16 protein-coding genes are annotated in these 17,307 nt (G+C 65.4%); 3 read left to right on the top strand and 13 right to left on the bottom strand.

Annotated features, from left to right (window positions below; all coding sequences use genetic code 11):
• Positions 1-21: 21 nt before the first annotated feature.
• The 11 genes from CLM73_RS08065 to metE form a co-directional block, all read right to left on the bottom strand.
• On the bottom strand, positions 22-1,659 hold the full coding sequence (locus CLM73_RS08065; RefSeq protein WP_105238017.1) for a heme biosynthesis HemY N-terminal domain-containing protein: 1,638 nt from the start codon (positions 1,657-1,659) through the stop codon (positions 22-24).
• A gap of 4 nt (positions 1,660-1,663) precedes the next feature.
• Positions 1,664-2,854 carry a uroporphyrinogen-III C-methyltransferase gene (locus CLM73_RS08060; protein ID WP_105241422.1) on the bottom strand — a complete coding sequence of 397 codons (1,191 nt, stop codon included), beginning with the start codon at positions 2,852-2,854 and terminating at the stop codon, positions 1,664-1,666.
• A gap of 37 nt (positions 2,855-2,891) precedes the next feature.
• On the bottom strand, positions 2,892-3,710 hold the full coding sequence (locus CLM73_RS08055) for a uroporphyrinogen-III synthase (RefSeq protein ID WP_105238016.1): 819 nt from the start codon (positions 3,708-3,710) through the stop codon (positions 2,892-2,894).
• The gene (gene hemC / locus CLM73_RS08050) at positions 3,710-4,654 is read right to left on the bottom strand and encodes a hydroxymethylbilane synthase (RefSeq protein ID WP_105238015.1); all 945 of its coding nucleotides are present in this window, start codon (positions 4,652-4,654) and stop codon (positions 3,710-3,712) included. The genes CLM73_RS08055 and hemC overlap by 1 nt, the downstream gene beginning before the upstream one ends.
• Before the next feature lie 9 nt (positions 4,655-4,663).
• The gene (locus tag CLM73_RS29310) at positions 4,664-4,786 is read right to left on the bottom strand and encodes a hypothetical protein (RefSeq protein ID WP_255357201.1); all 123 of its coding nucleotides are present in this window, start codon (positions 4,784-4,786) and stop codon (positions 4,664-4,666) included.
• Positions 4,773-5,492 carry a TerC family protein gene (locus CLM73_RS08045; protein WP_105238014.1) on the bottom strand — a complete coding sequence of 240 codons (720 nt, stop codon included), beginning with the start codon at positions 5,490-5,492 and terminating at the stop codon, positions 4,773-4,775. Before CLM73_RS08045 ends, CLM73_RS29310 begins: the two co-directional genes overlap by 14 nt.
• A 112-nt stretch (positions 5,493-5,604) precedes the next feature.
• On the bottom strand, positions 5,605-6,303 hold the full coding sequence (locus tag CLM73_RS08040; RefSeq protein ID WP_105238013.1) for a TerC family protein: 699 nt from the start codon (positions 6,301-6,303) through the stop codon (positions 5,605-5,607).
• A 264-nt stretch (positions 6,304-6,567) separates the two neighbouring features.
• A complete protein-coding gene (gene sucD, locus CLM73_RS08035; RefSeq protein WP_056567350.1) occupies positions 6,568-7,449 on the bottom strand; it encodes a succinate--CoA ligase subunit alpha in 882 nt (293 codons plus the stop codon).
• Positions 7,450-7,470: 21 nt separating this feature from the next.
• The gene (gene sucC, locus CLM73_RS08030; protein ID WP_056567354.1) at positions 7,471-8,631 is read right to left on the bottom strand and encodes an ADP-forming succinate--CoA ligase subunit beta; all 1,161 of its coding nucleotides are present in this window, start codon (positions 8,629-8,631) and stop codon (positions 7,471-7,473) included.
• Between the two features lie 10 nt (positions 8,632-8,641).
• Entirely contained in the window at positions 8,642-9,244 is a 603-nt protein-coding gene (locus CLM73_RS08025) for a DUF2889 domain-containing protein (protein ID WP_105238012.1), read from the bottom strand.
• 287 nt (positions 9,245-9,531) lie between these two features.
• The gene (gene metE, locus CLM73_RS08020; RefSeq protein ID WP_105238011.1) at positions 9,532-11,829 is read right to left on the bottom strand and encodes a 5-methyltetrahydropteroyltriglutamate--homocysteine S-methyltransferase; all 2,298 of its coding nucleotides are present in this window, start codon (positions 11,827-11,829) and stop codon (positions 9,532-9,534) included.
• A gap of 184 nt (positions 11,830-12,013) precedes the next feature.
• Here metE and CLM73_RS08015 point away from each other — a divergent pair, with 184 nt between their 5' ends.
• Entirely contained in the window at positions 12,014-12,931 is a 918-nt protein-coding gene (locus CLM73_RS08015; RefSeq protein ID WP_105238010.1) for a LysR family transcriptional regulator, read from the top strand.
• Positions 12,932-12,947: 16 nt separating this feature from the next.
• Here the strand turns inward: CLM73_RS08015 and recX are convergent, their stop codons facing one another.
• Both recX and recA read right to left on the bottom strand, forming a co-directional pair.
• A complete protein-coding gene (gene recX, locus CLM73_RS08010; protein WP_105238009.1) occupies positions 12,948-13,676 on the bottom strand; it encodes a recombination regulator RecX in 729 nt (242 codons plus the stop codon).
• A 124-nt stretch (positions 13,677-13,800) separates the two neighbouring features.
• Positions 13,801-14,862 (bottom strand): recombinase RecA, encoded by a 1,062-nt coding sequence (gene recA, locus CLM73_RS08005; protein ID WP_056322539.1) that lies wholly within the window; start codon positions 14,860-14,862, stop codon positions 13,801-13,803.
• Between the two features lie 225 nt (positions 14,863-15,087).
• On the opposite strand from recA, the gene CLM73_RS08000 reads away from it, so the two are divergent.
• Entirely contained in the window at positions 15,088-15,777 is a 690-nt protein-coding gene (locus CLM73_RS08000) for a response regulator transcription factor (RefSeq protein ID WP_056567365.1), read from the top strand.
• A gap of 112 nt (positions 15,778-15,889) precedes the next feature.
• On the top strand, positions 15,890-17,266 hold the full coding sequence (locus CLM73_RS07995) for a sensor histidine kinase (RefSeq protein WP_105241421.1): 1,377 nt from the start codon (positions 15,890-15,892) through the stop codon (positions 17,264-17,266).
• Positions 17,267-17,307: the final 41 nt, after the last annotated feature.

Raw genomic sequence — 17,307 nt, 5'->3', positions numbered from 1 at the left:
CTTGTTTGTCTGAATGGTTATTCAAATCGAGCCGTCGTCCTTGAACGGCGGCTTGGTGGTCGGCACGGGCGCCGCGGGCGGCACGGGCTTGGCGGCGGGCGCAGCGGGTGCGGGCTTCGGCGAATACGTGGGCACCGGCTCGTCGAAAGCGGTGGCGGGAATCGGCGCGCTGTCGAAGTATTCGTCGATGTCGGCGGTGCCGCGTGCCAGCGGCGCGTCTTCGGGCGCCAGGGCGCGGTCGTGCTGCGCTTTGCTGACGCGCGCGTCCGGATCCAGCACGTAGTCCGAGGCCGACGCTGCGACGGGCGCTGCCGCGGCAGCGGCCGGCAAGGCGGGATAATCGCCGCCAACGTCCGCATCGCTATCCGTGTCCGACAGGCCGACGGCATAGCCGCCTTCGGCGTCCACGCGGTAAGGATCCGAACCTGTGTCCGCGGCGGGAAGCGCCGCGTCAGAGGCCAGCACGGGCAAGGCCATGCTGGCGGCCGTGGCCAGACGCCAGTGGCGCACGGCATCGACCGGACGGTCCAGGCGATCGTACAGGCTACCCAGCAATGCATGCGTCTGGGCATCGCTGCGTCGCGCCAGGCTGCGCAGCAGGTAGCGTTCGGCCTGGCCCCAAAGCTGGCCGTTCAGGCACAGCATGCCCAGCGCAGTCAGCAGGTCGGGATCGGTGGGGCGTTGATGCAGCCAGGTCTCGGCCTTGGCGAGGCGCCGCGACACGTGTTCAGCTTCGCAGCGGGCATAGGCCGCCACCAGGGCGGGATTGAACTTGACCGCGATGGCCGACTCCAGCACGCGGGCGGCTTCGTTGGGTTCGCCGGCGGCTTCGAAGGCCGCCGCGCCCGCCAGGGCGATTTCAGGCAGCAGGCGCTCTTCGGCCTTCAGGTCTTTCCAGATGGGACGCCAGGCATCGTTGCCCGCCGCGGCGCGCAGGCGCGCGGCGCCAGCGGCGTCGATCAGCAGGTCGGCTTCCGTGCGGCCCAGCGCATTGCGGCGCAAGAGGCCCCGCGCCAGCGTGAAGACCTGCTCTTGATGGTTCAAGGCCGTGTGCGCGCGCAGCAGCAGGCGCATCGTGTGCAGATGGCGCGCGCCGCCGTCGGCCAGCGGCCCCAGCACGGTCAGCGCCCGCTCGGCGCGGCCCTGATCCAGCAGCATATCGGCCGACACCGTGGCCGTGGCTTCAATGAGGCCGGGATCCGTGTCGGCTTGTTCCTGCGCGTTGGCGAGCAGGCGGTCGCGCCGATCGAATTCGCCCAAGCCGTGCGCGGCGCGGGCCGCCGACAGCGCAGCCAGCACGCGGCGCGTGCGGACCTTGGTCTGGTCCAGAAGCTTGGTCAGGTCTTTTTCGGCGTGGGCGTAGCGGCCTTCGAGCAGACCGATCCAGCCGCGTTCAAGCAATTCGTGGTCGCGCGCCTGCGCACGCTTGCCGCGCCACGCCCGCACACGATCGGGAATGGCCAGCAGCCAGGCCAGCAGGCGCAGGCCCACATACAGGATGATGAACGTCGCGACGATGAGCAGGACGGCGAGCGTCAGCGACATCTCGATGCGCCACGGCCACACCAGGAGCAGCACGTTGCCCGAATGCGAGCGCAGAACCACCGCCAGGGCGACGGCGACGACGGCGAGCAGCAGTGTCCAGAACCAGGTACGCATGAGCTCAGTCCTGGTCGCTGGTCTTGAAGCCCGCGGCGCGCAAGGCGGCCACGGCGTTCAGGCTGTCCGCCACGTCCGGCATGCGCACGGCGATGTCGGTCTGGGCCAATTCGCGCGCGAGGGTCTGCGCGGCGACGGTATCGGGCGAGCGGCCATCGAAGTACTTGGAAAGCGTCGAGCCGACATTGTCGAGCTCGCTCTTCCAGACCGACGGCTGACGCATCAGCATCGCCAGTTGCGCCGTCAGCAGCCGCTGGCGCAGCGTGCCGCGCACCTGATCGGCCTGCTCGGGCGACAAGAGCAGCGCGGCGGGTTCGTCCACGCGCTGGATGGTGATGAGTCCGCCAAGTTCATGCGCCAGCGCGGAACCCGCGCGGCCGGGCCACGAGGCGACTTCGGCGCGCCAGCGTTGCCACCACGGCGCATCGGCGGGCAGACCGGCCTGCGGATCGACCGTGGGGGCCGGCGCGGGCGGCTGGGCTTGGCCCACCGGGGCAACGCCCGGCGACACGGTGTCGGGCACCAGCAGCGGCGCCTTGCCGATGAGCGCGACCAGGCGTTCGATGCGGCCGGACTGGGCGGGGATGTCGACGGTGGACACGGCACGCAGGCGGTCCAGGTCGCCGTTGATGGATTGCTGCAGGCTGGCGAAACGCGGACGGTCTGCGCGCGCCAGGCGCGATTGCGCGGTTTCCAGCGCGACGATGGCGTTGGAGACGTTGCCGGCCAGGCGCAATTGCTGATTGGCGATGGTCAGCAGGCGTTCGACGTCATTGGCCAGCAGTTCGTCGCTGGCGCTGTCGTTGAAGTTCTGCCAAGCCTGCTGCAGGGCGTTGTACTGGCTTTGGGTTTCGCGCAGCGTGTCTTCGAGTTCGGCGACGCGGCCCGATTGCGCCTGTGCCAAGGCAAGGGCTTCGCGGGTGTCCTTGCGGGCTTGCGCAACGTCGGCGCCCAGCGTGTCCAGGCGCGTTGCCACTTCGCGGCCCGCGGACACGAACTGGGTGCGTTGCTTCCACAGCGCATAACCCAGGCCAACGGCCAGCAGGATGACGATTATGAGGGCAGTGACCAAGGGGCCGCTGCCGCGCTTGGCCGGACGGGCCTTGACGGAGTCGGCCGGGGCCGATGCGGACGCGCTTGCGTCCGGGGCGGCCGGAAAAACGGCCGAATCGGTAGCGGGAGTCTTATCTGTCATGACGCGATTGTATTCGGTGTCAGTCCGAACCAACGAATCAAGCAGCAACAAAAGCCTGGAATATCGACTCGTCGTTCGGCACGCAGATTTTTACCATCGCCGATCCAGACGTGCCATGACAGGACGGTGGCAGGCGGCGTGCCAGTGACGGGTGCGTGACCACGAAGCGGCAGCGCTGCCACCAGTCAGCCAGACCCGCTGCATGGAGCTGATTCTGGACGGCATCAGCGCCCTCGCCGCTGGTGAGCAGCCAGGTGGCAAAGACGCCCGCATCGGCCCAGCGCCGCAGCGTGCCAAGCTGGTCAGGTGTCCAGGCGGCCGGCTGCCGCTGATAGGCGGCATGACGCGTCACATGGACCCCATGGGCTTCAAGTTTGCCGCCAAGCCAGTCCCGACCCTGGGTGCCGCGCACCACCAGCACGCGCGCGGGCAGCTGCGGCAGGGCTTCGAGCACCTGCCACAGCGCCTCGGAATCGTGGGTGGACGCCGATTCGTCCGGGTGCAGGACTGTTGTATTCGCGCCAAAAAAACCCGTGTCGCGCAGCGCCTGAGCGCTGGCGGGTCCGACCGTGGCCGCGGCCACGCCCGCCGGCCAGCCGGCGGCGCCGTCGGCCTGGGCCAACTGGTCCAGATACTGGCGGGCAGCATTGCCGCTGACGAACACGACTAGGCCGTAGTCCGATGGCCGAGGAAGGTCTTCGGATGCGGCGGAAAGGGGATGAATTTCAAGTGCGGGCAGGATGCAGGGCTGCCAACCGGCGCCCTGCAGGCGGCTGGCCAGCGCTTCGTTGCGCCCTGCGGGCCGCGTCAGGATGGCGATGCGCGGCCCTTCGGCGGCTGCAAGCGCCGGGTCCATCAGTCGGGCCCGTGGTTGTGCAGAAGTTCGCGGAGGATTGCCTCTGCGCCCGCGTCCAGCAATTCGGAGGCAGCGGCTTCGCCGATGGCTTCGGCCTGATCCACCGGACCGGTGTGCGTGGCATGAACGATGCGGGTGCCGTCCGGCGATGCGACCAGCGCGCGCAGCGACAGGGTGTCGCCGGCGATCTGGGCAAACGCCGCCAGGGGTACCTGACAGGAGCCGCCCAGCTTGCGCGACACGGCACGCTCCGCGAGCACGCAGGCGGTCGTGTCTGCGCTGACCAGCGGCGCCAGCCATGCACGCATGTCGTCGCGATCGTCGCGGATTTCAATACCGAGAGCGCCCTGCCCCGCCGCAGGCAAGCTGTCGGCGGGATCGAGCAGACTGCGGATGCGCTCGCCCATGCCCAGCCGGTCCAGGCCAGCCGCCGCCAGCACGATGGCGTCGTAGTCGCCTTTGTCGAGCTTGCCGAGGCGCGTATCCAGATTGCCGCGCAGGGGTTTGACCACCAGGGCGGGAAACCGGGAACGGATCTGGGACTCGCGGCGCAGGCTGGACGTGCCGACCAAGGCGCCCGCGGGCAGGTCCGCCAGCGAGGCATATCGGTTGGACACGAAGGCATCGCGCGGATCCGCGCGATCGAGGACGGCGCAAAGCTCGAACGGGGCTTGCAGATCCACCGGCACGTCCTTCAGGGAGTGAACGGCGAGATCGGCGCGCCCGTCGAGCAGCGCGTTTTCGAGTTCCTTGACGAACAGACCCTTGCCGCCCACCTTGGACAGCGTGCGGTCGAGGATCTGGTCGCCTCGGGTCGTCAGGGTAAGAAGTTCAACTGCGCACGCTGGGTACAGCGTGCGCAGCCGATCGCGCACATGCTCGGCTTGCCACAGGGCAAGCCGGCTGGCGCGGGTCGCAATGACCAGACGTTGCGGCAGAGACACGTGATGCCATCAAACGAAGTTGGAGACGATGATCGTCGCGACTACGCCGAGGATGGCCAGCACGAACAGACCCTGAAGAAGGCTCAGGCCCGATTCGGATTGCTGGGGATCGGTGGATCTACGCAGACTCATGTGCTGATTCCTTGGAAGCGTTCTTGCGGCTTGCAAGCCACCGTCCAAGGACAACAACGAGCAAGGCGCCAATAATTTCAGCGGCGATTTTAACCGTAGTCGGCTGAACGCCAAATTGATCGACGACAAACTTGTCGGTGACCAGCATGCCGCCAGCGATCCAGCCCAGCAGGCCCGCGCCGAAGGTGACGACCAGCGGATAGCGGTCGATGAGCTTGAGCACCAGCGTGCTGCCCCAGATGATGATCGGCACACTGACGACCAGGCCGAAGATGACCAGACCCAGTTGATGGTCGGCATGCGCGTTTTGCGCGGCGCCGGCAATGGCGATCACGTTGTCCAGGCTCATCACGAAGTCAGCAATGATGATGGTCTTGATGGCCGCGACGATGGATGTGCCACCCTTGATGTCGCCATGCGCATCGTCTTCGGGGATCAGGAGCTTGACGCCGATCCAGACGAGCAGCACGCCGCCCACGACCTTCAGGAACGGGATATTCAGGAGCTGCATCGCGAAGGCGATCAGCACGACACGCAGAATGATTGCGCCCGCGGTGCCCCACAAGATGCCTTGCATCCGTTGCTTGGGCGCCAGGTTGCGACACGCCAGTGCGATCACGACAGCGTTGTCGCCGCCGAGCAGGATGTCGATAAGAATGATTTGGAATACCGCTGCCCAACTCAGCGTCTGGAAAAACTCAAGCACTTTGAACCCCCGAAGGCATTTATTAAAAGAATGGCCGGTCCCGGCCCGGCCGCCCTGCCGCGCCTTCGCGCGGCAGGTTGATTCAGAAAAACATATTATTGTAGTTCAGCTTTCAGTCAGCTTTCTGGCGCATCAGTAAAACTTTACCAATCAGCAGCACCAGCACTGCACCGAGTGCGCCGGACATCAGCGCGAAGCTATGCTGCGTTACGCCCAACGCGGCGTCAATACGCGCTACGGGCTCTTGCAATGCAGGATCGCCCACCAGCAGTTCGCCCGCGATGAAGCCCAACAGCGCCGCGCCAACCCAGACGATGAGCGGGAAGCGTTCGATGACCTTCAAGAGCAGCGTGCTGCCAAAGATGACCAGGGGAATGCTGATGGCCAGACCGAGCACCAGCAACGTCGTATCGCCCATGGCGGCGGCGGCAACTGCCACCACGTTGTCCAGGCTCATGACCAGGTCGGCGATCATGATGGTGCGGATGGCGGTGAAAAGATTGCCCTGCGTCTTGCCGGCGCCGTCTTCTTCGCCTTCGGGCAACAGCAGCGTGACACCGATGTAGACCAGAAGCAGCGCGCCGATGAGCTTGAGCCACGGCAGCAGCAACAGCTTGGCCGCGACGAGCGTCAGCACGATACGCATGATGATCGCAGCGGCGGAACCGACCACGATCGCTTTTTTCTGTTGTGCCGGAGGCAGTGAACGCGCCGCCAGCGCAATAACCACGGCGTTGTCGCCTGATAGCAGAATGTTGACCCAAATGATCTGGAGCAACGCGATCCAGAATGCCGCTGAACTGAGTTCCATGCCTCTCTTTCCTAGGTGTGATCCCCCTAGGACAAAACCAAATTAATGGATGAATTTGAACGGAGAAACGTACTGACCGTCTTGGTGCGAGCCCGACGGCATTCTTGCTGGTACGCGCAAAATTTCTTTCATTATAGTTTCGTTCAGCTTTCCGTATGATTGCCCCGGCCGCTTCCTGGACGCGGGATTACCCTAAGAAATCACGAAAAACCCGGACAAAAAAAAGCCCGCCGAAGCGGGCTTTTTATCGCGCAATGCTGAGACTTACAGCACCGACTTGAGCAGCTTGCCCATTTCGGAGGGGTTGCGCGTGGTGCGGATGCCGCAGGCTTCCATGACTTCCAGCTTGGCATCGGCCGTGTCGGCGCCGCCGGAGATCAGCGCGCCGGCGTGGCCCATGCGCTTTCCGGGAGGGGCGGTGACGCCAGCGATGAAGCCGACGACCGGCTTCTTCATGTTGTCCTTGGCCCACTGCGCGGCGTTGACTTCGTCCGGACCGCCGATTTCGCCGATCATGATGACGGCGTCGGTGTCGGGATCGTCATTGAACAGCTTGAGCACGTCGACGTGCTTCAGGCCGTTGATGGGGTCGCCGCCGATACCGACAGCGCTGGATTGGCCCAGGCCCAGTTCGGTGACTTGCGCCACGGCTTCGTACGTCAGGGTGCCCGAACGGCTGACGATGCCGATGCGGCCCTTGCGGTGGATGTGACCGGGCATGATGCCGATCTTGATTTCGTCCGGGGTGATCAGGCCGGGGCAGTTCGGGCCCAGCAGCAGCGTCTTGCTGCCCTTGGCCTTCATGCGGTTCTTGACTTCGAGCATGTCGCGGACCGGGATGCCTTCGGTGATGCAGATGACCAGTTCCAGTTCGGCTTCGACAGCTTCCCAGATGGCGGCAGCGGCGCCGGCGGGCGGCACGTAGATGACGGACACGGTGGCGCCGGTGTCGGCCTTGGCGTCCTTGACCGACGCGAAGATCGGCACGCCTTCGAAGTCCTCACCCGCCTTCTTGGGGTTCACGCCGGCCACGAAGGCGGCCTTGCCATTGGCGTACTCACGGCACATGCGGGTGTGGAACTGGCCCGTCTTGCCCGTGATGCCCTGGGTGATGACCTTGGTGTCCTTGTTGATCAGAATCGACATTGTGAATCCTTGATTTTCTCTTTACTTGACGGCGGCTACGACGCGGGTGGCAGCTTCGGCCATCGTGTCGGCGCTGATGATGGGCAGACCCGATTCAGCCAGCATCTTCTTGCCGAGCTCTTCGTTGGTGCCCTTCATGCGGACGACCAGCGGCACGTTCAGGTTGACGGCCTTGCAAGCAGCGATCACGCCTTCGGCGATGACGTCGCAGCGCATGATGCCGCCGAAGATGTTGACCAGGATCGCCTTGACGCTCTTGTTGGCCAGCATGATCTTGAAGGCTTCGGTGACCTTCTCGGCCGTGGCGCCGCCGCCGACGTCCAGGAAGTTGGCCGGCTCGCCGCCGAACAGCTTGATGGTGTCCATCGTGGCCATGGCCAGACCGGCGCCGTTCACCAGGCAGCCGATGTTGCCGTCGAGCTGGATGTAGGCCAGGTCGAACTTGCTGGCTTCGATTTCAGCAGGATCTTCTTCGTCCAGGTCGCGGTAGGCGACGATTTCCGGGTGACGGAACAGGGCGTTGGAGTCGAAGTTGAACTTGGCGTCCAGGGCGATGATGTTGCCCTTGCTGTCGCGGTTCAGGGGGTTGATTTCGACCAGGGAGGCGTCGGTGTCCATGTAGCACTTGTAGAGCTTCTGGAACACGTCAACGGCCTGGGCGGTCGAGTCGGCGGGCAGGCCGATCGCGTTGGCGATCTTGGTGGCTTGCTCGGCGGACAGGCCGGTCAGCGGGTCGATGTATTCGGTGATGATCTTTTCGGGCGTCGAGTGAGCCACTTCCTCGATGTCCATGCCGCCTTCGCTGGAAGCGATGAAAGCGACATTCTGCGTGGCGCGGTCGGTGACCAGCGACACGTAGTATTCCTTCTGGATGTCGGCGCCGTCTTCGATGTACAGGCGGCGAACCTTCTGGCCTTCAGGGCCGGTCTGATGCGTGATCAGCTGCATGCCCAGGATTTCGGAGGCCAGCTTGCGGACGTCGTCCAGCGAGCGGGCCAGCTTGACGCCGCCGCCCTTGCCGCGGCCACCCGCGTGGATTTGTGCCTTGACGACCCAAACCGGTCCACCCAGCTTTTCAGCGGCAGCCACGGCCTCGTCGACGGAAAGAGCGGGGATCCCGCGCGGCACGGGGACGCCAAATTGCTTCAGCAGTTCCTTGCCTTGATACTCGTGGATTTTCATGTGTTACCTGTCAGGACGTATGAGAAAAAGAAGGTGAATCGGAGGACGACTCGGCCGATGCCTCAGCGCTACCCCCGGTGTACCACTCGGGATAATGCTCAGCCACCACAGGGCCGCCAGTGCTGAGCGCATGGCAGCCGTCCAGTTGGAATGGACGCCGGTTCGGGTTGGGTTCCTGCCGCCGGCGGTTGGCCATGGTCTGGACCGCCGCGGTGGGAAGCACCTGCGACAGTTCGGTCATGTGCGTACAGCCTTCCACATGCCCGAACCGCTCTTTGACCTGGCGACGGAACCCCTTGAGCAGGTTCATGCCGATCAGGTCAGTGTACGCCGGCTCGATGGCCTTGCAATGCTCGCCGTAAGGCGCCGCGTCATAGACGGCCTGAGCCGCCACGATCGAGAATTCCTCGTCGATGGTGATGCGCAGGTGCATATGGTGGATGGGTTGCCCGGCCTTGAACATCTCGCCGTCGCGCTTGGGAAAATCGTACGCCTTGACGTCGATCAGCTCGGCTTCCAGGTCCCAGTTGCCGTCCTCGCGCGCGTACGACTGCACACGTATGGAACGCGTATGCAGCGGCTGACGAGGACAATCTGGCGGTGGCAAGGGCATGCGTGGGGCCTGCGGGGCAGAGACGGCCAGCGCGTAATGGTGCGCGGCAACAAAACCTTCAAAGTATAGCGCAGGCGGCCTGCCGCAATCGTATTAATTGGCCGGGGGATGGCCCGCTATCCCATGCGCTGGCGTGCGCGGCGGTGGCGGCTCGCGCTTGGCCGGCGCCAGATCGGCCCCGAAATCGCCGAGGGTAGACGGCAAAAAACCCGGCGCGCGCGGGCGGCACGGCCGGGTTGGGGAATGCGGCGCCCCGGCGCCAGCGCGCCGGGGGACGGACCATGGCGTCAGGCCGCGTCGCGCAACGCGCGGGCTGCCTGAACCATGCCGATCAATGCAGCTTCGGTTTCGGGCCACGCACGCGTCTTCAGGCCGCAGTCGGGGTTCACCCACAGGCGTTCCTTGGGCAGGCGGGCGGCAGCCTTGTTCATCAGGTCCACCATCCAGCCCACCTCCGGCACGTTGGGCGAATGGATGTCATACACGCCGGGGCCGATGTCGTTCGGGTAACGGAAGTCCTCGAACGCCTTGAGCAGCTCCATATTGGAACGCGACGTTTCGATCGTGATCACGTCGGCGTCCATGGCCGCGATGGATTCGATGATGTCGTTGAACTCCGAATAGCACATATGGGTGTGGATCTGCGTCTCGTCGCGCACGCCGGCGGTCGACAGGCGGAAGCAGTCCACGGCCCAGTCGAGATACGCATGCCAGTCGGCGCGGCGCAGCGGCAACCCTTCGCGGATGGCGGGCTCGTCGATCTGAATGACGTTGATGCCGGCCGCTTCCAGGTCCACGACCTCGTCGCGCAGGGCCAGCGCGAGCTGACGGCAGGTCTGCTCGCGCGGCTGATCGTCGCGCACGAACGACCATTGCAGGATGGTCACCGGGCCGGTCAGCATGCCCTTGACCGGCTTGTCCGTCAGCGACTGCGCATAGGACGACCAGCCGACCGTCATGGGCGCGGGGCGCGCGACGTCGCCGAAGATGATCGGCGGCTTCACGCAGCGCGAGCCGTAGCTTTGCACCCAGCCGTTCTTCGTGAAGGCGAAGCCGGCGAGCAGCTCGCCAAAGTACTCGACCATGTCGTTGCGCTCGGGTTCGCCGTGCACCAGCACGTCCAGACCCACCTTTTCCTGGAAGCGGATGACTTCCTCGATCTCTTTGCGGATGGCGGCTTCGTACGCCGAATCCGTCAGGGCGCCAGCCTTCCAGTCGCGGCGCAGCGCGCGGATTTCGGCCGTCTGCGGAAACGATCCGATCGTCGTGGTGGGATAGGCGGGCAGCCCAAGTTGCTCTTGCTGGCGCGCAATGCGGCCGGCGAACGGCGCGCGGTCGCGCGACACGCCCGTGGCGGCGGCCATGCGCTGGGCCACGGCCGGGTTGTGGATGCGTGCCGAGGCGCGGCGCGCGACCAATGCGGCGCGCTGCCCGGCCAGCCCTTCCTGCACGGTCGGGTCGGTGGCGCTGTCGAGCGCGCGGCCCAGCAGGCTCAGCTCGTCCAGCTTCTGGGCGGCAAAGGACAACCAGCTCTTGAGTTCGGCATCCAGTTCGGTTTCGATTTCCAAGTCGACCGGCACGTGCAGCAGCGAGCACGACGGCGCCAGCCACAGGCGGTCGCCCAGCTGGCGCGCGATCGGGGCCAGCGTGGCGATGGCAGCGTCCAGGTCGGTGCGCCAGATGTTGCGGCCGTTGATGACGCCCGCGGACAGCACCTGACCGTCATTCAGGCCGGCCACCACGGCAGCCAGCTGTTCCGGCGAGCGCACCAGGTCTACATGCAGACCCGCAACCGGCAGGGCCTGCACCGTCGAGAGATTGTCTTTCAGACCGTCGAAGTATGTGGCGGCGAGCAGCTTGACCGGGCTGGCGGACAGCGCGGCGTACACCTGCTTGAACGCGTCGCGCCAGGCTTGCGGCAGGTCGAGCGCCAGGATGGGCTCGTCGATCTGCACCCACTCGACTCCCAGCTTGGCAAAGCGCGCCAGCACGTCCTGGTAGACCGGCAACAGCGCGGCCAGAAGCGCAAGCTTGCCGGCATCGGCGGCGCCGTCGGCAAACGCGTCGCCCTTGCCCAGGAACAGCCAGGTCAGCGGGCCGGGGATGACCGGCTTTACCTGCAGACCCAGCGCCTGCGCTTCCTTGATTTGCTCGAACAGGGTTTCGCGGGCAATGCGGAACGTCTGGCCGGGCACCAGCTCGGGGACGATGTAGTGGTAGTTGGTGTCGAACCACTTCGTCATCTCGCAGGCGGCGGCGGGCTTGCCGGACGGGGCGCGGCCGCGGCCCATGCGAAAGAGCGTGTCCAGCGACACCGGTTCGTTGTCCTTCTGGCCGAAGCGCGCAGGCACCGCGCCAAGCAGCGTCGTCCATTCCAGGATCTGGTCGTACCAGGCGAAATCGCCCACCGGCACGAGCTTGACGCCGGCCGCGGCCTGAAGCCGCCAATGACGGGCGCGCAGCTCGCGGCCCGTTTCTTCCAGCGCGCCGGCGGTCTGCTTGCCCGCCCAATACGCTTCGACGGCGCGCTTGAGTTCGCGCTGCGCGCCAATGCGCGGGAATCCCAGATTATGAATCTTAGTCATGTGAACACGCCTTTCCACAAAATTTGTTCAAGTGACGGTTATTTTGACTGCAAAGCTAAATGAATCAAAATCAATGTCTACATTCATAAGATGAAGAATTCTCATAGAATATCGAATCGTTCCGGACGCCCACGGGTTGGCGCCCGGATTACCCCGTAGATTTGTCCTGTGTGAAGCCGCCTCGATGCTAGAAATCCGCCACCTTGAAACACTGACCGCCATCCGGGATGGCGGCAGCCTCCAGGAAGCAGCCGAACGCCTGCACCTGACGCAGTCCGCGCTGTCGCATCAATTGCGAGACCTGGAAACCCGGCTGGGCACGCCCCTGTTGAATCGCCGCACGCGGCCGGCCCGCCTGACGACGGCCGGCCTGCGGGTGCTGGCGCTGGCCGACGACGTCCTGCCGCGCATCCGCACCACCGAACGCGACCTGCAGCGGCTCGCGGCCGGCCGCACCGGCCGATTGCACCTGGCGATCGACTGCCATTCCTGCTTTCAGTGGCTGATGCCGGCGCTGGACGCCTTTAGGGTGCAATGGCCGGATGTGGCGCTGGACCTGTCCGCGGCGTTCTCGTTCGCCCCCTTGCCCGCGCTGGTGCGCGGCGACCTGGACCTGGTCATCACCTCGGACCCCCAGCCGCTGGATGCCGTGGAGTACCTGCCGCTATTCAAATATGAATTGGTGCTGGCCGTGTCCGAATCCAACCCGCTCGCGGGCAGCAAATTCATCGTGCCGGAACAGTTGGCGGACCAGACGCTGATTACCTATCCCGTGGACAAGCAGCGTCTGGACGTCTTTACCGCCTTTCTGGACCCGGCGGATGTCGAGCCGGCCGCCATCCGCAAGGCGGAGCTGACGCCGATCATTGCGCAGCTCGTGGCCAGCAATCGCGGCGTGGCGGCGCTGCCGAACTGGGCGCTGACGGAATACATGAACCAGGGATGGCTGCGGCTCTGCCGCCTGGGGCCGCAAGGGGTGTGGCGCACGCTGTATGCCACGGTGCGCAGCGAGGACACGGACGCCTCGTATATCGACGAATTTTTGACGATCACCCGCGACGTCTGCTTCAAGACGCTGTCGGGCATCAAGTCGGCGAAGTGATGGCGCCGGCCCCGCGTCAGTCTTCGTCGCCCTCGCCCAGGATGCGCCGGATGACGTCGTGCGCGAAACCCCGGCTGGCCAGAAAACGCGCCTGCTTTGCGTAGGCCGCACGATCTTCGGGCTTGGCGCTGAAGCGCTTTTTCCAGACTTCAAGCGCCCGGTCGTATTCGGTGGCGCGAAGCTGGTCGCGCAGTTCCGCGACCTGGTTGTCGTCCACGCCGTGCTGGCGCAGTTCCTGCACGATGCGTGCCGCGCCCTGCCGGGAGGCGCGCCGATGAACCAGGCTTTGCGCAAAGCGCTCGGTGGAGAGCCAGCCTTCTTTTTCGAGCGCGTCCAGCACGGATTCGACCTCGGCGGCGTCCTCGGCGTACGCAGCCAGCTTGCGCGCCAATTCTTCGCGCGCGTGCTCTCGCCGCGACAGATACCCCACTGCCCGCATCTTCAGCGACGGCCCCTTGCGCGCCGGCTTGCCATCGGACGTTGACGCTTCGCCGTCGTTGCCAGCAGCGTCGGCACGCCGGCCGCGCGCGGCGCCGCGCTGATTGGAGCTTCGCTGTTCGGAACTGCGCTGCCACAGGCCGGAAGATTCAGCGCCATCGGGCGAATCGTCAGACGCCGCGGCCTCGCGCGCCACCCGTGCATCGGACGTGCGCCGCAAGCCTTGCGGCTTGGCGACCGTTTCGAATTCGTCGTCCAACCTGGCGAGTTGGCGCTCGGCGGACGCGGGAGTCGATTTCCAGCTCATGCGCTTTCCTGCTTGCTAAGCAAAACGGCAGGCCCATGTTGGCGCCTGCCGCAGTTTCCCGGCCCAGCCGGGCCGGCGATGGGGCTTGCCGGAATCGCGGCCAGCCCTGTCGAATGCCCCGAAATTATTCGGCGGTGTCTTCCGCCGTGGGCACGAATTCAGCGGCGCGGCTGACGATGCCCTGATTTTCGCGGACGCGGTTTTCGATCTCGATGGCCATGTCCTTGTGTTCTTTCAGGTATTCGCGGACGTTGTCCTTGCCCTGACCGATGCGGTTGCCGTTGTAGCTGTACCAGGCGCCCGACTTGTCGACGACGTTGGCGGCCACGCCCAGGTCGATGATTTCGCCTTCGCGCGAGATGCCCGCGCCATACATGATGTCGAATTCAGCCTGCTTGAACGGCGGCGCCACCTTGTTCTTGACGACCTTGACGCGGGTTTCGTTGCCGACGACCTCGTCGCCCTTCTTGATGGAGCCGATGCGGCGGATGTCCAGGCGCACGGACGCGTAGAACTTGAGCGCGTTGCCGCCGGTGGTGGTTTCGGGGTTGCCGAACATGACGCCGATCTTCATCCGGATCTGGTTGATGAAGATGACCATGCAGTTGGTCTTCTTGATGGTGGCGGTCAGCTTGCGCAGCGCCTGGCTCATCAGGCGGGCCTGCAGGCCGGGCAGCGAATCGCCCATTTCGCCTTCGATTTCGGCCTTGGGAACCAGGGCGGCCACGGAGTCGACGACGATCAGGTCGACCGAACCCGAGCGCACCAGCGCGTCAGTGATTTCCAGTGCCTGTTCGCCGGTATCCGGCTGCGAGATCAGCAGATCGGCCAGGTTGACGCCCAGCTTGGAGGCGTACTGCACGTCCAGGGCGTGCTCCGCGTCGACGAAGGCGCAGGTGCCGCCCAGCTTTTGCATTTCGGCCACAACCTGCAGCGTGAGCGTGGTCTTGCCCGACGATTCCGGACCGTAGATTTCAACGACGCGGCCGCGCGGCAAACCGCCGACGCCCAGTGCGATATCCAGACCGAGCGAACCCGTGGAAACCACCTGAATGTCGTGCGAGACCTCGTTGTCGCCGTAGCGCATGATCGAGCCCTTGCCGAACTGCTTTTCGATCTGCGAAAGTGCGGCGGCAAGCGCCTTGGCTTTTTCCGAAGCGGCGGCCTTGGTGGTTTTGTCGTCCATGAGGAGTCCTGTCTGTAACGTATCTGGAAGTCGGAAAACTGCGGGTCTGGCAATGAGGTTCAGATTATGGCATCGGATTGTACTGGACAAATAACCAGTGTGCCAGTTCTTTGCACGTATACCCTGAGTGGCAAGCCCGGCGGCGTATGACAGAATCCGGAGCGATCCCGGTATTTTGCCCTTTTTCCGCCCCCGGGCCGGTGTGTTTCTTCCTAGCAGCAGCCCATGCGTATCCTGATCGCCGAAGACGACAGCATCCTGGCCGACGGCCTGTCCCGCTCGTTGCGCCACAACGGCTATGCCGTGGATGCCGTGCGCGACGGACTGTCCGCCGATTCCGCGCTGGCCGCCCAGGCTTTCGACCTGCTCATCCTGGATCTCGGCCTGCCGCAACTGGCCGGCCTGGAAGTGCTGCGCCGCCTGCGCGCCCGCAATTCCGCCCTGCCCGTCCTCATCCTGACCGCCGCCGACAGCATCGAACAGCGCGTCAAGGGCCTGGACCTGGGCGCCGACGACTACATGGCCAAGCCCTTTGCGCTGTCCGAACTCGAAGCCCGGGTACGCGCGCTGACGCGGCGCGGCGCGGGTGGCGGCGCCACGATGCTCAAGCACGGCAAGCTGCTGTTTGACCAGACCGGCCGCGTCGCCATTGTCGACGATCAGACGCTGGATCTGTCGGCCCGCGAAGTCAGCCTGCTCGAGATCCTGCTGACCCGCAGCGGACGCATGGTCAGCAAGACCCAACTCGTGGATCACCTGTGCGAATGGGGCGAGGAAGTCAGCACCAACGCCATCGAAGTCTACGTGCATCGCCTGCGCAAAAAGCTGGAGCCCAGCGGCGTGAAGATCGTCACCGTGCGTGGCCTGGGCTACTGTCTTGAGCGGGACCAGGGTGCGGCGTACCTCGCAAGCTGAGCCCGCCCCAGAGCCGCTCAACCAGGAAGCCCTGGACATCATGCAAGCCGGGTCCAAGGGCCCGAGCTTCGCGCCGCCCCAGCGTTCGCTGCTGGGCGAGATCCTGGACTGGATGCTGGCGCCGCTGTTTCTGCTGTGGCCCATGAGCGTCGCCATCACCTACGTGGTGGCGCAGAACATCGCCAACGTGCCGTACGACCGGGCGCTGGCCAACAACCTGCATGTGCTGACGCGTCAGGTCCACGCGCAGGATGGCCGCGCGGTGCTGAAGATGACCGATGCCGCCCGCGACGTGCTGCGCGCCGACGAGACGGACAGCGTGTTCTGGCTGGCGCTGGGCAGCCGCGGCGAATACCTGGGCGGCGACCGCGCGCTGCCGCTGCCCGCCACCGTGGGCCAGCCCCGCCCCGGCGAGGTCCAGTACGAGGACGACACGCTGCGGGGCTTCGGCATCCGGCTGGCCTTCACGTGGGTGGACCTGCACCTGCCCGGCACGCAGCCGGCGCTATTCATCGTGGCCGAGACCGTGGAAAAGCGCACGCAGCTCGCCAACGACATCATCAAGGGCGTGATCATTCCGCAGTTCGTGGTGCTGCCCATCGCCGTGCTGCTCGTCTGGTTCGGACTGTCGCGCGGCGTGGCGCCGTTGAATGCGCTGCAGCAGCGGCTGCGCGCGCGGCGGCCCGACGACCTCTCGCCCATCGACGAGCGCGCCGCGCCGTCCGAAATCGCACCGCTGGTCGCGGCCATGAACGACCTGCTGGACCGCCTGTCCGCCAACGTGCAGGCGCAGCGCCGGTTCGTGGCCGACGCCGCGCACCAGTTGAAGACCCCGCTGGCCGGACTACGCACACAGGCCGAACTGGCGCTGCGCGACGCCAGTCCCGAGGAAATGCAATCCAGCCTGCGCCAGCTCGTGACCGGTTCCGAGCGCGCGACGCGGCTCGTCAATCAGTTGCTGCTCCTGGCCCGCGCCGAGAACCCCAGCGCCATTGGCCTCACGCGCACGGACATCAACGCCATCGCGTACGAGCAGACCATGCACTGGGTGCCGTTGGCGCTGTCGCTCAGCACGGACCTGGGTTTCGAAGGGTCGGACACGCCCGTCGAGATCAACGGCAATCCCTTGCTGCTGGCCGAATTGCTGAACAACCTGGTCGACAACGCGCTGCGCTACACCCCGCGCGGCGGCCATATCACCGTGCGCGTGTTGCAGGCGGGCGGCCAGGGCGTGCTGGAAGTCGAGGACTCGGGACCGGGCATTGCGCCCGAGGAGCGCGAGCGCGTGTTCGACCGCTTTTATCGCGTGCTCGGCACGACGTCCGATGGCAGCGGACTGGGCCTGGCCATCGTGCGCGAAATCACGCAGAAGCATCAGGCAAGCGTCGAGATCGGCGACCATGCCACCGAGCACTCCAGCCTGCCCGGCACGCGCATCCGCGTCGTTTTTCCCCTCTATACGCCTGCGTCAGAGGCATCGGACGCCTAAGGACTATCCCTAGCACTCCCCCGTGAACTTACTATTTGTTT

Source organism: Achromobacter spanius (assembly GCF_002966795.1).
Taxonomy (GTDB): domain Bacteria; phylum Pseudomonadota; class Gammaproteobacteria; order Burkholderiales; family Burkholderiaceae_B; genus Achromobacter; species Achromobacter spanius_D.
Note: the sequence above shows the minus strand (reverse complement) of the source record. Positions and strands in the feature narration are given on the sequence as shown.

Coding starts and splice junctions, on each gene's coding strand:
- CLM73_RS08015 (WP_105238010.1), top strand. CDS start 12,014: ATGCTAGAAATCCGCCACCTTGAAACACTGACCGCCATCCGGGATGGC.
- CLM73_RS08065 (WP_105238017.1), bottom strand. CDS start 1,659: ATGCGTACCTGGTTCTGGACACTGCTGCTCGCCGTCGTCGCCGTCGCC.
- recX (WP_105238009.1), bottom strand. CDS start 13,676: ATGAGCTGGAAATCGACTCCCGCGTCCGCCGAGCGCCAACTCGCCAGG.
- CLM73_RS08000 (WP_056567365.1), top strand. CDS start 15,088: ATGCGTATCCTGATCGCCGAAGACGACAGCATCCTGGCCGACGGCCTG.
- CLM73_RS08025 (WP_105238012.1), bottom strand. CDS start 9,244: ATGCCCTTGCCACCGCCAGATTGTCCTCGTCAGCCGCTGCATACGCGT.
- CLM73_RS07995 (WP_105241421.1), top strand. CDS start 15,890: ATGCTGGCGCCGCTGTTTCTGCTGTGGCCCATGAGCGTCGCCATCACC.
- CLM73_RS08040 (WP_105238013.1), bottom strand. CDS start 6,303: ATGGAACTCAGTTCAGCGGCATTCTGGATCGCGTTGCTCCAGATCATT.
- CLM73_RS08055 (WP_105238016.1), bottom strand. CDS start 3,710: ATGGACCCGGCGCTTGCAGCCGCCGAAGGGCCGCGCATCGCCATCCTG.
- metE (WP_105238011.1), bottom strand. CDS start 11,829: ATGACTAAGATTCATAATCTGGGATTCCCGCGCATTGGCGCGCAGCGC.
- sucC (WP_056567354.1), bottom strand. CDS start 8,631: ATGAAAATCCACGAGTATCAAGGCAAGGAACTGCTGAAGCAATTTGGC.
- sucD (WP_056567350.1), bottom strand. CDS start 7,449: ATGTCGATTCTGATCAACAAGGACACCAAGGTCATCACCCAGGGCATC.
- recA (WP_056322539.1), bottom strand. CDS start 14,862: ATGGACGACAAAACCACCAAGGCCGCCGCTTCGGAAAAAGCCAAGGCG.
- CLM73_RS29310 (WP_255357201.1), bottom strand. CDS start 4,786: ATGAGTCTGCGTAGATCCACCGATCCCCAGCAATCCGAATCGGGCCTG.
- CLM73_RS08060 (WP_105241422.1), bottom strand. CDS start 2,854: ATGACAGATAAGACTCCCGCTACCGATTCGGCCGTTTTTCCGGCCGCC.